This is a genomic window from Streptosporangium nondiastaticum (assembly GCF_003011965.1).
Classification (GTDB): Bacteria; Actinomycetota; Actinomycetes; order Streptomycetales; family Streptomycetaceae; genus Streptomyces; species Streptomyces nondiastaticus.
The window spans coordinates 1-12,798 of sequence record NZ_PXWG01000171.1 but is presented as its reverse complement, the minus strand read 5'-3'; the positions used below and the strand labels follow the sequence as shown (position 1 = coordinate 12,798).

General features: G+C 75.2%; 12 protein-coding genes. 5 read left to right on the top strand and 7 right to left on the bottom strand.

Annotation, left to right across the window (positions count from 1 at the left end):
- Positions 1-537 (top strand): PucR family transcriptional regulator (locus B7P34_RS32375; RefSeq protein WP_148668963.1); only part of this gene is annotated, 537 nt, incomplete at its 5' end.
- Between the two features lie 329 nt (positions 538-866).
- Here the strand turns inward: B7P34_RS32375 and B7P34_RS32370 are convergent.
- The 3 genes from B7P34_RS32370 to B7P34_RS32360 form a co-directional block, all read right to left on the bottom strand.
- Positions 867-2,339: a DUF1996 domain-containing protein gene (locus tag B7P34_RS32370; RefSeq protein WP_106681743.1), complete on the bottom strand. Its 1,473-nt coding sequence runs from the start codon at positions 2,337-2,339 to the stop codon at positions 867-869.
- Positions 2,340-2,345: 6 nt separating this feature from the next.
- Positions 2,346-3,068, bottom strand: a complete 723-nt coding sequence (locus tag B7P34_RS32365; protein WP_106681742.1) for a DUF4142 domain-containing protein — start codon at positions 3,066-3,068, stop codon at positions 2,346-2,348.
- A 278-nt stretch (positions 3,069-3,346) separates the two neighbouring features.
- Complete coding sequence (locus tag B7P34_RS32360; protein ID WP_106681741.1) at positions 3,347-4,153, bottom strand: endonuclease/exonuclease/phosphatase family protein; 807 nt, start codon at positions 4,151-4,153, stop codon at positions 3,347-3,349.
- Between the two features lie 248 nt (positions 4,154-4,401).
- Here B7P34_RS32360 and B7P34_RS32355 point away from each other — a divergent pair, with 248 nt between their 5' ends.
- Positions 4,402-5,190, top strand: a complete 789-nt coding sequence (locus B7P34_RS32355; protein WP_106681740.1) for an alpha/beta fold hydrolase — start codon at positions 4,402-4,404, stop codon at positions 5,188-5,190.
- 58 nt (positions 5,191-5,248) lie between these two features.
- Here the strand turns inward: B7P34_RS32355 and B7P34_RS32350 are convergent, their stop codons facing one another.
- Together B7P34_RS32350 and B7P34_RS32345 are read right to left on the bottom strand one after the other, a co-directional pair.
- The gene (locus B7P34_RS32350; protein WP_106681739.1) at positions 5,249-6,325 is read right to left on the bottom strand and encodes a methyltransferase; all 1,077 of its coding nucleotides are present in this window, start codon (positions 6,323-6,325) and stop codon (positions 5,249-5,251) included.
- Positions 6,326-6,402: 77 nt separating this feature from the next.
- On the bottom strand, positions 6,403-7,254 hold the full coding sequence (locus B7P34_RS32345) for a class I SAM-dependent methyltransferase (RefSeq protein ID WP_106681738.1): 852 nt from the start codon (positions 7,252-7,254) through the stop codon (positions 6,403-6,405).
- A 146-nt stretch (positions 7,255-7,400) separates the two neighbouring features.
- Here B7P34_RS32345 and B7P34_RS32340 point away from each other — a divergent pair, with 146 nt between their 5' ends.
- Positions 7,401-7,988, top strand: a complete 588-nt coding sequence (locus B7P34_RS32340) for a helix-turn-helix domain-containing protein (protein ID WP_106681737.1) — start codon at positions 7,401-7,403, stop codon at positions 7,986-7,988.
- 88 nt (positions 7,989-8,076) lie between these two features.
- Positions 8,077-9,351 carry an MFS transporter gene (locus B7P34_RS32335; RefSeq protein ID WP_223268451.1) on the top strand — a complete coding sequence of 425 codons (1,275 nt, stop codon included), beginning with the start codon at positions 8,077-8,079 and terminating at the stop codon, positions 9,349-9,351.
- A 142-nt stretch (positions 9,352-9,493) separates the two neighbouring features.
- Here the strand turns inward: B7P34_RS32335 and B7P34_RS32330 are convergent, their stop codons facing one another.
- A complete protein-coding gene (locus B7P34_RS32330; protein WP_106681735.1) occupies positions 9,494-10,477 on the bottom strand; it encodes an ArsR family transcriptional regulator in 984 nt (327 codons plus the stop codon).
- Between the two features lie 160 nt (positions 10,478-10,637).
- Here B7P34_RS32330 and B7P34_RS32325 point away from each other — a divergent pair, with 160 nt between their 5' ends.
- Complete coding sequence (locus B7P34_RS32325; RefSeq protein WP_106681734.1) at positions 10,638-11,867, top strand: alpha/beta hydrolase; 1,230 nt, start codon at positions 10,638-10,640, stop codon at positions 11,865-11,867.
- A 14-nt stretch (positions 11,868-11,881) separates the two neighbouring features.
- Here the strand turns inward: B7P34_RS32325 and B7P34_RS32320 are convergent.
- Positions 11,882-12,798: helix-turn-helix transcriptional regulator (locus B7P34_RS32320; RefSeq protein WP_146166993.1), on the bottom strand; the 917-nt coding region annotated here is incomplete at its 5' end.

Below are 12,798 nucleotides of genomic sequence, written 5' to 3'. Positions count from 1 at the left end.
GGCGGCCGCCCGGCCGCCGTCGGCCACTCCGTGCCCGCCGCGGAGGCCGCCGCGTCGCTGCGCTGGGCGCGCCGGCTGCTGGGGCTCGCGGGAGCGGTGTCCGGCCCTGCCGAACGCATCACCTTCGTCGACGACCACCTGTCCGACCTGCTGGTGCTGCAGGACGAGTCCCTGGCCCGGGCCCTGTCGGCGCGGTGGCTGCGCCCCCTGGACGACCTCACCCCGCGGCAGAGCGAGCGCCTGGAAGTGACGCTCCTGGCCTGGCTGGAGAGCGGCGGCGCCCCGGAAGCGGCCCGCACGCTGAACGTGCACCCGCAGACCGTGCGCTACCGCCTGCGGCAGATCGAGAAGCTCTTCGGGCCCGCGATGCGCGAGCCGCACAGCCGCTTCGAGCTGGAGCTCGCCCTGCGCAGCCGGCGGCTCATGGCCCGGGCGCGGCTGCTGCGCTCACGGGCCCACGGCTCCGCCCGGGCCCTGGGCGCCGCGGTCCACCCGCTCGGGGCGGCGGGCCGGGCGGCCCGGGTCAACGGCTTGTGAGCCGCGGATGCCTCCGGCGGGGCTCGTGCACGGGCCGCGCGGCCCGGTCGGTGCACCGCGGGCCCGGCGCGCCGCGGTGTCGCGCCGTTACGGCGGGGAACAGACGCCCGCCGGTACCGCTCCCTGCCGCGTTGCGGTGAAGTGAAGCCCGCCGCAACGGCGGGATGTCACCGCGGCGAGTGTCCGGCGGAACGGGGCGGCCGCCGCAACCAGCACGTGCCGGGCCGGAAAAGGCACGGCGGCCCCGAATCCGGCAGTTCGGGGCCGCCGCCTTCCCGGCGCGGGTGGCAGTGGGGGGTGGGCGCACCCGCGCCGGGGGCTGGGGGTGGTCAGCAGGTCCGGCCGGAGTTGATGCAGGACACGGCCTTCGCCATCAGGGCGTCCGGCATCACGTTGATGAAGTCCCCGTGGTCGGTGACGGGCTTGTGCAGCTGCTCGGGGAAGCTGTCCACGGCGAACGGGACGCCCGCCGGCACGTCGTAGGTGATGCGCTGCACCAGCTGCGGGACGGCCCGGAAGCCGCGCGGGCAGGAGCCGTCCGCGCGGGCGAAGGCCACGTGGGTGCGGTGGTTGGCGCTGTCGGTGCCGCGCCCGTCCCAGCAGTTCTGGAAGGCGAAGGTGCGGACCACGTCCGAGCCGTCCGGGCAGATCGGGTATTTGTCCTTCAGCTGCCGGTTCTCGAAGCCGGTGCAACTCCACGAGGCATTCGCGTTGGCGAGTCCGTTCGTGAGCGCTTTGGCGTCGCCGGTGATGATGCGGAGGAATCGCGGCATCGCGGTCACCTTCGTCACCGGGCTGCCCCGGAACTGCAGGGTCACGGATGACGGCCGCAGGACCGTGCCCATGTTCCCGTCGTTCCCGCCGCCGGGCGCCTTCGCGTCCGGCGCGGCCTTTCCGTTCAGGACGCGCAGCACGGGCCAGTAGTGCGTCGACTTGTCCCCGTTGGTGCAGGTCGTGCCCGCGGCGGCGAGGCTCGCGTCGGTGGAAAAGGCGTCGGTGGATTTATTGCCCACGTAATCGTGCATGTGGTGCGCGCCGTTGCGCACCCCGGGCGTCACGATGACGTTGTCGGGGTTGAAGTGGCCATTTTCATTGCGCCCGCAAACCGTAGTGAACGTGCCGGTCGAGCCGGCCCGCCCGGTGGCGGGGGTGCGCTTCGCGGCGGGGGCCTTCCTGATGTCGGCGAAGTCGGCGCGGGACGGGCCGCCGGGCATGCCCCGGTCGCCGAGCCGGGAGCTGAGCGGCCGGGAGGAGTCGTCGGCCGCGGCCGTGCTGACCTCGCGCGTGGTGCACCGGCTCAGCCCGGTGAGCCCGTCCGCGCCGGAGCCGGCCGGGCCGTTCCCCGCGGCGCGCACGGAGCCGGAGATGCGGCCTATGGTCTCGGTGCGCTGCTGCTGGAGGTCGCCGAGCACAGCGCCGGCCCCCGCGGCCCCGTCCTGACCGCTGGAGCCGTGGCCGCCGCCGGCGTCGTGCCCGCTGTCGTGTCCGCCGGTGTCGTGGCCGGCGCCCGTCAGCCGCCCGTAGGCCCGGGCCACCTGGGCATCGAGCTGAGACAGCCCCTGGGAGACGGCGGGCTGTGCGGCGGCGGGGACGTTCTCCAGCCGGTCGCCGACGTCGGGGCAGGAGATGGTCATCGCCGCCGGTGCCGTGTTCTGCTGTTCGCTTCTGCCGGTGTCCCCGGCGCTCCCGGCCGAGGCGTGGTTGGCGACGATCGCCGTACCGCCTCCGCCGAGCAGCAGCGCCGCGGCCGCGACCACCGCCCGGGTCCTCAGCTTCGAGCGTTTGTGGGCCTGTCGCATCATGTGGGGTCACTTCTTTTCGTTGTCGCCTGGGTGGGGGAAGTCGACGAGTCCGGTGTTCTCGAGGACGGTGATGTGGTCGAGGACGACGGTGTTGGCACGCGTCGCCAGGGCCCGTACCAGCGCGTTGGAGGTGCGGTCGCGCACGAGGGCCACCAGGCCGAAGACCTTGCCGTGGGCGGTGCGCACGAGGTTCGCGAAGAGCCGGTCGAAGACGGCGCCCCGGGAGTCCCGCAACTGGTCGAGCCACCCCTGCTGTTCGGCGCTCGGCCGTTCCGGCAGGCCCACGCCCAGGGAGCGGGCCGTGTCCGCGGACCGCTGGTCGAGCTCGGTGTGGCCGTCCACGAGGTGCTCGCCGGCCATCCGCACGGCGTCCGTGGTGCCGCGCTCCAGGGCGAGCTTCCCCGCGGGCTTCTCCCAGAGCCCGGCGAGGCGGACCCGCCGGACGAAGTCCCGGTCCAGCGCGGTCAGCGGCCCCGACGGCGTCTGCCGGGTGCCCTCGCCGTCGTCGGTCCACGCGGTGCGCGCACTGGCCGCCGCGGTCCCGGCACCGCCGAAGAGGTACACGGGGACGAGCAGCGCCAGCAGCGTCGCGGCGAGAGAGAAGACGACGAGCCCGGTGCCGAGGGTCCGCTGGGACGCGGGCGACAGCGCCCGCAGGGAGGACACGGGTCGCAGGGAGGAGACGGACCGCAAGGGGCGTGCGGAGCGCAGGGGACGTACCGGTCGCATGGCACCTTCTTCGCTCGACTCGGCTGCCGGAACGCCCACGGACGCTAACCGCCGCTCGGACGCGGCGGACGAGGATTCGCGCCCGGTGACAAACCCCCGTCCCGGGCCGCCCCGCGCTGCTACCGTTCCGCGCGCGCACGGAATGTTCACATCAGCCGATGCCGAAGGAGCCCTGGAACACGACCACTTCACGTGGCCCGTGCGGCCGTCACGCGGTGGTCCCCGGCCTGCTCAGCCGCGCGGCCGGCACCGCCGCCCGCGCTTGACTCCGTGCCCGCTCACAGCTCGACGAGCGCCTGCACCGGGAGGTGGTCGCTCGGGAAGCGGCCGTCGAGGGAGTACGTGTTGATGCCGGCGTGCAGCGTGCGGACCGACGGGGACGACAGGATCCAGTCGATGCGGTCCCCGTCCGGGACCAGCGGCCGGTAGCCGTGGAACGTCGCGTACTGCGGGCCGCGCTCCTCGGCGGTGTCCCAGGTGTCGGCCAGGGCGCCGCCGGCGAGCAGCGCGTCGTAGACGGGGTCGGCGTGGGCCGGGACGTTGAAGTCGCCCGTGACGACGCGGGGGAGCGCCGGGTCCAGGGCCCGCAGCCGCTCGGCGATCAGCTCCGCGCTGCGCTCCCGCGCGTACTGGTGGGCGTGGTCGAGGTGGGTGTTGAGGAGGTAGAGCCCCGTGCCGGTGCGGCGGTCCGTGAAGCGGATCCAGCTCGCCATGCGGACGATGGTGTTTCCCCAGGTGGCCGAGGCGATGAGGGACGGCGTGCCGGACAGCCAGAAGTGGTCGAACTCCTCCGGGGCGAGCCGCAGCGTGTCGTAGAAGACGGCCCCGAACTCGCCGTGGCTGCCGCCGTGCCGGCCCAGCCCGATCCAGGAGTAGCGGGGGCCGAGGTCCTCGGCGATGTCGCGCAACTGCCGGTGCAGGCCCTCCTGCGTCCCCAGCACGTGGGGCCTCTCGTGGCGCAGCAGCCACCGCATCACGGGCCGGCGCTGCGACCACGGATGGGGGTCGTTCTCCGAGGCGTACCGCAGGTTGAACGTCATCACGCGCAGTCCCCACCGGCCGGCGTGCGGAACAGGGGCGGGCATGGTGCCTCCTGGCTTGGAGGGTCCGGAACGTCGCCGAGGATCCTCCCGGTGCGCGGGCGCGCGGGCAAGGAGCGCGGCCGCCCCGGCGTCCGGATCCCGCCGCCCGCTCGCCCCGCGTTCCCTCGCTCCCGCGTTTTTGCATTCCTTCGTTCCCGCGTCCCGTGATGCCGGTCACTGCGGGTTCCGGTGCCCGTGGTGCTTACTGTGACCGACCGTCACCAGCACGAACCTGCCGGAAGGATGCGCCCATGCCGTACGCCGGGACCGCGGACGGGATCCGCATCGCCTATCAGGCCGAGGGGGACGGGACCCCGCTCGTGCTGCTGGCGGGCCAGGCCAACAACCACCACTGGTGGGACGGCGTCCGCGACGACTTCCAGGGCGCCCACCGCACCATCACCCTCGACTACCGCGGCACCGGCGCGAGCGACAAGCCCGACGAGCCCTACAGCACCGAGGGGTTCGCGCGGGACGTGATCGCGGTCCTCGACGCCCTCGGCGTCGGACGCGCCCACGTCTACGGCACCTCCATGGGCGGGCGGGTCGCCCAGCAGCTCGCCGTCCGGCACCCGGAGCGGGTCAGCGCCCTGGTCCTCGGTTGCACGTCGCCGGGGGGCCGGCACGCGGTCGAGCGCAGCGACGACGTCCGCAGGTCCCTGGCCCGGCCCGCGCCCGCCGCGGAGCAGGCGCTGCGGGCCCTGATGTACACCCCGGCCTGGCCCGCCGCCACCGCCGGCCCCTCCCGCGTGCTGGGCGATCCGGCCATGCCGGCGTACGCCCGGCGCCGGCACCTGGCCGCCAGCAACGGGCACGACGCGTGGGACGCCCTGCCCGGCGTCGGCGCGCCCACGCTGGTGGTGCACGGCGGCGACGACCTCCTCAACCCCGCCGCGAACGGGCGCCTCCTCGCGGACCGCATTCCGGGCGCCCGGCTGCACCTGATCCCCGGCGCGCGGCACGCCTACTTCGAGGAGTTCCGGGCGGTGGCGAGCCCGCTGGTGCTGGACTTCCTCGCCGAGTGCGAGCGCGGTGCGTAGCAGGAAAGGAGGTGCGTAGCAGGAAGGGAGGTGCGTAGCGGGAGGGAAGGGGCCCGCGTCAGTCCGGTACCGGGACTGCTTCGATCAGGTGGAAGACGTTCTGCGGGGGCACGGGCGTGAGCGACGACACGCGGAACCCGGCGGCGGCGCACAGGGCGGCGAAGTCGTCCGCCGTGCGTTCCCTGCCGCCCACCGTGACCAGCATGTTGAGGTCGCTGAGGTAGGTCAGGTCCGGCTCCCCCGCGGGCACGGTCGGGGGCAGGACCGGCTCGGCGATCAGGAGCGTGCCGCCGACCGGGACGACCTTCCTGATGTGGCGCAGGATCGTGGTGCACCGCTCGTCGTCCCAGTCGTGGATGACGCTCTTGAGCAGGTAGAGGTCGCCGCCCGGCGGGGCCGACGCGAAGAAGTCGCCCGTCTCCAGGGTCACCCGGCCGGTGAGGCCCTCGCGCGCGAACCGCTCCGGCGCCTGGGCGAGGCCTTCGGCGGTGTCGTAGAGGATGCCGCGCAGCCCGGGGTGCGCGCGGAGGATCCCGGCGAGCAGGGTCCCGTCGCCGCCGCCCACGTCCACGACGGTGCCGAAGCGGCCGAAGTCGTAGTGGCGGGGGAGGACGTCGGCGACGTACCGCGTGGCCTGGCTCATCGCCGCGTTGAACTCGGCGGACAGCTCGGGGCGGTCCTTGAGGTAGCTGAAGAAGTCCGTGCCGTAGGCGGTGTCGAAGGTCGTCCGCCCCGTCCGGATCCCCTCCTCCAGGAGGTCCCAGCCGCCCTGCAGCAAGGGGCGGGTGAACAACCTGGCCAGCGCGAGCATCGTGCCGGGGACGTCCGGGCGCAGCAGGTCGCCCGCCGGGGTCGTCGCGAAGGTGCCCGGCGCGGTCTCGGTGAGCAACTGCAGACCGGCCAGGGCGCGCAGCAGGCGGTGCGTGGCCTGCGGCTGAGTGCCGAGGTCGCGGGCGAGGTCGTCCGCCGTGCGCTCGCCGGCGCCGATCCGCTCGAAGATCCCCATCCGCGCCGCGACGCCGAGCGTCTGCGCGGCCATCTGCCCGAAGGCGAGCCGCGCCACGATGCTGCGCGCCTCCCAGGCCGCGGCGGCCTGCTCCGTGTCGTTGTGGTTGCTGCTGTCCGTCCCGGCCATGGCATGCCCTTCCGTCCTGCCCACCCGTCAACTTAGGTAAGCCTAAGTTGACGGGTGGGCGGGTGGCAACGTCCTGTCTAGTCCCGCGGGCGGCGGCCGAAATGCACCGTCTTCGCGACCAGCAGGAACAGGTCCGGGCGCTGGTCGACCCCCGCGGGATCGGCCGGATCCAGCAGCCGGTCCAGCGTCGCCGTGTCCTCGGCCTCCAGCACCTCGGCGCTGATCCGGCGCTGCCGCTCCAGCATCTGCCGCACGAACTTCCGCGTCTCCTCGTCAAGGGGCGCCGGGCGGTCCACGAGGAAGGTCCTGCTCCGCACCTCGGTCAGGCCGGCGGCGCGCAGCATCCCGGACCAGTCCTCGGTCACCGCCACGGACCCGGGCAGCTCCTCGCGCATCCGGGTGAAGCGGGCCGCCATCGCCGCGTCCAGCCGGCTGTGCAGGTCCGGCCGCCCGAAGCCCGGGTCACGCGGCAGACACCGGGCCGGCAGCCCGCCCTCGACGATCGCCAGCACGCCGCCGGGCGCGAGCAGCCCGGCGAGCCGGTCCAAGGCGCCCTGCTGGTCGCCGACGTGGTGCACGACCTGCCCGGACCACACCAGGTCCGCGGTCCCCAGGCCGGCGAGTCCGCCGGGGAACTCCGCCGCCCGCGTCCCCAGCCGGACGCCGAGCCGCGCGGCCCGCTTCTCCGCCAGGGCCAGCAGCTCCGGCGAGCCGTCGACCGCGACGACCTCGGCCTGCGGGAACACCGACGCGAGCCGGCAGGCCGCGACCCCCGGGCCACTGCCGACGTCCAGGATCCGCCCCGGCGCCGGAACCAGCCGCTCCAGCTCCTCGAAGGCCTGCTGCACGTAGGGGCTGTGGGCCTCGCCCTCAAGCTCCAGCATGTCCGCCAGCGCCGCCCAGTCGAAGTCGTGCGTCTCGTGCGCCATCTCATCCGCTCCCTGAAGTCGTGCCCGTGCCGATGCCTGTGCCCGTGCCGATGCCCGTGCCGGGCTTGCGCTCGTGCATCCGGCGCCGACTGTGCGGCCCGGCCGGCTTCCTTGACAAACCTTGTTGCTGTTTCTGCAATAAAGGGATGGAAGAAGTGCTCGCCGCCGTCGGACCGCGGCTCAAGCGCATCCGTCAGCAGCGCCAGTGCACCCTCGCCGTGCTGTCGGAGGCCACCGGGATCTCCGTCAGCACGCTGTCCCGGCTGGAGTCCGGGCAGCGGAAGCCGAGCCTGGAGCTGCTGCTGCCGATCGCGCACGCCCACCAGGTGCCCCTCGACGAGCTGGTCGGCGCGCCCCCGGTCGGCGACCCGCGGGTGCGCCTGAAGCCGGTCCGGCGCGGCGACTCGACCGTGGTGCCGCTGACCCGGCAGCCGGGCGGGCCGCAGGCCTTCAAGATGGTCATCGGCCCCGCCCGCAGCACGCCTGAGCCGCGCACCCACGAGGGCTACGAGTGGCTGTACGTGCTCAGCGGCCGGCTGCGGATGGTGCTCGCCGACCGCGACCTCGTGCTCCAGGCGGGAGAGGCCGCCGAGTTCGACACCCGGCTGCCGCACTGGTTCGGCTCCACCGGAGACGCCCCGGTGGAGATCATCAGCCTGTTCGGCCCCCAAGGCGAGCGCATGCACGTCCGCGCCAGGCCGGCGGAGCCGGCCGGGCCGGCCGACGGGATCTGACACTCGCTCGGAAATCCTGTTGCCGCAGGCGGACCTCCGTGGCGATGTTGTGGGCTGCCGCACTTGTGCCCATCCCCGGAGAAGACCCGTGCCCGAAGCTCCCCCCGCCGCCCGGCCCGCGCAGCGCACGCGCTACCTCGCCGACATCACCCCCCTGCGCCGCTCCGCGGACTTCCGCCGCCTGTGGGTCGGGAACACCCTGTCCTGGGTGGGCCAGCAGATGACCGCCCTCGCGGTCTCCCTGCAGGTCTACGCGATCACCGGCTCCACGTTCTCCGTGGGCCTGGTCGGCCTGTGCTCCCTCGTCCCGCTGATAGCCGCCGGCCTGTACGGCGGAGCCGTCGCCGACACCGTCGACCGCCGGACCCTGGGCCTGGCCAGCTCCTCCGGCGCCACGCTGCTGTCCGTCGCGCTGGCCGTGGCCGCGCTGCTCGACCTGCGGCAGGTGTGGCTGCTCTACACGGTCGTCGCCCTGCAGTCGGTCTGCTTCGCCATGAACAGCCCGGCCCGCAGCGCGATGATCCCCAAGCTCCTGGCCCCGGAGCAGCTCCCCGCGGCGAACGCCCTGACCTCCCTGACCACCAACCTCGGGCTCATGGGCGGCCCCATGCTCGGCGGCGCCGTCGTCGGCCTCTGGGGCTTCCAGGCCGCCTACCTCATCGACGTGGTCTCGTTCGCCTTCGCCCTGTACGCGATGTGGCGCCTGCCCTCCATGCGCCCCGAGCAGAGCGACGGCCGGCCGGGGCAGGGACGCGCCTCCGTCCGGGGCGGCCTGCGCTTCCTCGTCACCCGCCCCAACCTGCGCATCACCTTCCTCGCCGACCTGGCCGCCATGGTCCTGGCCCAGCCCAGGGCGCTCTTCCCGGCCATAGCCGGGCTCTGGTACGGCGGGGACACCAAGACCGTCGGCCTGCTCGTCGCCGCGCCCGCCGTCGGGGCGGTGCTGGGCGGGCTGTTCTCCGGCTGGCTCGGCCGCATCCACCGGCACGGGCTCGCCGTGCTGCTCTCCGTCGCGGGCTGGGGCGCCGCCGTCACCGTCTTCGGGCTGAGCCGCAACCTCTGGCTGGGCCTGCTCTTCCTCGGGCTCGCCGGCTGCGCCGACAGCATCTCGGCGGTCTTCCGCACCACCATGCTCCAGGCGGCCACCCCCGACGACATGCGGGGCCGGCTCCAGGGCGTCTTCATCGTCGTGGTCGCGGGCGGGCCGCGGCTGGGCGACTTCCTCGCGGGATCCGCCGCGGACCTCGCCTCGCCGTCCTGGGCTGTCGTCGGCGGCGGGCTCGCCTGCCTGGCGGCGATCGCGTTCATCGCCGTCCAGTGGCGCGACTTCGCGCGCTACGACGCGCGCTCGCCGCAGCCGTAGGGGAAGAGCGCGCGCCGCGGCGCCCGGCCGCCCGGGCCGCGGCCGGCGGCGTCCGCCCCGCAGCGCCTACGACCCGTCGTGGCAGGCGCCTCTCCGGGCGTTCCGCTCCTGACCGCCCGTTCCGTCCGCTCCCGCGCCGGCATCAGCCGTGCCCCCGCCCCCGAAGGAGCAGGCTCCCCAGCTCCGTGCGCCGGTGCAGCACCGCTCGTCCCGCGCGCGCCGAGGTGACCAGTCCCGCACCGCGCAGCGCGGCGGCGTGGGCCGAGGCGGTGGCGTTGCTGACGCCGAGCCGCCGGGCCAGGCCGCTCGTGGTGTGCTCCTGCGCGAGCGCGGCCAGCGCCTCGACGCGGGTCCGCCCGAGCACCTCGGCTAGGGCCCCGTCCGTGCCGGCCGTCCCCTCCGGGGAGAGGGGCAGCCCCGGGCCGGCCGCGTAGCTCAGGACGAGGGGCCGGCCGGGCAGGTCGGCGACGAGCGGGTGCCCGGTCCACTGGAACGCCGGCAGGAGCAGCACGCCGCGGCCGCGCAGCGCGAGGTCCCGCTCGCCGGGCGCCGGCAGCTCCCAGACGTCCCCGTGCAGCCGGCCGCCGGGCACGAGCGCGGTGAGGGCCGCGCCGACGCCGTGCTCGGCCACGGCCAGGGCGTGGCGGGTGAACTCCGCCCGGTGCAGGTCCTGCACGAGGGGCCACACCGGCCGCACGGCCGTCTCGAAGGCCGCGTGCTGGGCGCGCCGGAGGACCTGCCAGGCACCGGCGTCGCCCCGGTGCAGGTCGCGGATCCACGGCGGAGGCGGCGCCGGACGGCCGGCGTGCACGCGCTCCAGTTCCGCGCGGACCAGGTCCGGGGGAGCGGCCCGTACGGCGTCCAGGCCGTCTTCCAGCGCGTCGCCGGACCGCTCGCCGAACTCGTCGAGGAAGAGCGGGGCTCCGGCCGCGCCGGCCAGGTCGCCCAGGGGCGCCACGGCGGCCGGCAGGTCGCGGAGCAGCCGCTGCCGCCAGCGGCCGAAGAGCAGGTGGTCGTCGCCGCGGAACAGCATCATGAAGGCCGTGTTGAGCGCCTGCAGCGGCACGGGCCGCGGCGCGAACCGCACGCGCGCGAAGTCGGCGGCCGAGAACCGGATCCGTATCACTGCACTCCCTGCCGGCGCCGCGCCATCGTTTCGGGCAGGGCCTGAACCTTCGACCGGGCTCCCCGCCGGGCACCAGCATGCAGGCCGTGCCCACGGCATTCACCCAAACGGCCGCCGGGTGGCACAAGGACCTACGTCATCGCAGGTAAAGGGGAGCGCCATGCGTCATCATCACATCAGCCGACGGGCCGTCACCACGTCAGCTCTGGCGGCCACCGCGGGGGCGCTGCTCGCGGGCGGCACCGGCGTTCCGGCCGCCGCACGGGACCGGCGGCCCGCGGACGGCATCACCCTGCGGCTGCCGGCGCCGACGGGCCCGTACCGGACGGGAGTCACCACCCTCTACCTCGTCGACCGCTCCCGGCGCGACCCGCTGGAGCCGGGGATCCCCGTCCGCGAGGTGATGGCGTCCGTGTTCTACCCGGCCCGCACCGTACGCGGCTGCCGCCGCGCACCGCAGATGACCGCGGGCGCCGCCGCGGACTTCGGCGCGGACGGCCGCAGGAGCCACCCGGAGCTGCCCGCCTCCGGTGTGAACTGGGCGGCGACCCTGACCCATTCGTACGCGGGCGCCCCCGCTGACGCCGCGCGCCGGCGGCCCGTCCTGCTGTACAGCCCGGGAGGCGGCGACGCGCGCACCATGGGCACCGCCCTCGCGGAGGAACTGGCGAGCCACGGCCGGGTGGTGGTCACCATCGACCACCCCGGCGACGGCTGCGAGGTGGAGTTCCCGGTCGCCATGACCGGCCGGGAGATCATCCGCCCGACAGTGCTGCGCTACGACCCGAGGACGGACCCGGGCCTCTTCCGCACCCTCATCGACACCCGGATCGCGGACATCCGTTTCGTCCTGGACCAGCTGGAGGCCCTGGCCGCCGGGCGGAACCCGGACGCGGCGGGCCGCCCCCTGCCGGAGCACCTCGGCCGGGCGCTGGACCTGCGGAGGGCGGGCGCGTACGGACACTCGGCGGGCGGTACCGCCGTGACGCAGGCGATGTACGACGACCGGCGCATCGGCGCGGCGGCCGATCTGGAGGGCTACCTGGACCGCGCGCCGGAGACGCCCGGCGGGAAGGGCGAGCCGTACCCGGTCGCCCGGTACGGGACGGACCGGCCGCTGCTCCTCCTCGGATCGGACGGATTCCAGGACCGCGAGGGGCTGGAGCGCTCCTGGCCCGCGGTGCTCAGCCACTCGCGGGGCCGCGCCTGCCGCCGGCAGCTCGACCGCGCCGCGCACTGGGTGTTCACCGACTACGCGGCCCTGGTGCCGCAGCTGCAGGCCGCCGGGCTGGTGACGGCCGCCGACCGCGCGAAGATGGTCGGGACGGCGGTGCCGGCGGTGCACCACCACCTGCTCTCGTTCTTCGCCCGGCACCTGCCGGCGCGCTGAGCGGGCACGGCGGCTCACGCCTGATGCGCCGTCAGTGCGTGGACCAGCTCGACGCGGGAGCGGATCCCGAGCGCGGCGAAGACGTTGCGCAGGTGGTGGTCGACGGTCCGGTGACTGACGGCGAGGAGGGCTGCGACCTCACGGTTCGTGCGGCCCTCGGCGACGTGCCGCGCCACCCGCAGCTGCTGCGGGGTGAGCGAGGCCGCGGGGCGGGGCCGGTCGCCCGGTTCGGCCTGCCCGGCGGCGCGCATCTCGTCGCGGGCCCGCTCCGCCCACACCTCGGCCCCGCACGCCTCGAACAGCACCATCGCCCCCCGCAGGTGCGCGCGGGCGTCCCCGGGCCGCCGCAGCCGCCGCAGTGCCATGCCGAACGCCAGCTTCGTACGGGCCTGGGCGAACTCGGAGCCCACGCGCTCCACCAGCGCCAGGGCCCGGCCGAAGCACGCGTCCGCGCAGGCGGGCGCCGCGGTGGCGGCCAGCACGGCCCGGCAGTGCAGGACCGTGGCCCGGGCGCGCTGGTCGCCGGTCGCCTCCGCCCACTCCTCCAGGGTCCGCAGGATCAGCCGCGCCTGTCGGCAGGCCCGCTTCCGCGCCGGGGCCGGGAGCCCGGCGACGGCGAGGGCGACGGCCTCCACGAAGGACGGGACCACCCGCACGCGCCACGCGAAGTGGTGGACCCCGGACTCCCCGAGGACCAGGGGGCGCAGCAGCTCGACGGCCGCCCGCGGCCGCTGCTGCGCGAGGTCCAGCAGGCCCAGGCTCCAGGTGGCCAGCAGGGCGGGGACCATCAGCCCGTGGGCCTGTGCCGTGCCGAGCGCGCGCCGGGCGTGGTCGCGGCAGGCGGCAGCGTCGCCCCGGACCGCCGCGGCCATGGCGAGCGTGCCGCGCAGCTGGGCCGCGGTGTTGTGGCGGCCGGCGGCGACGGCGGCTT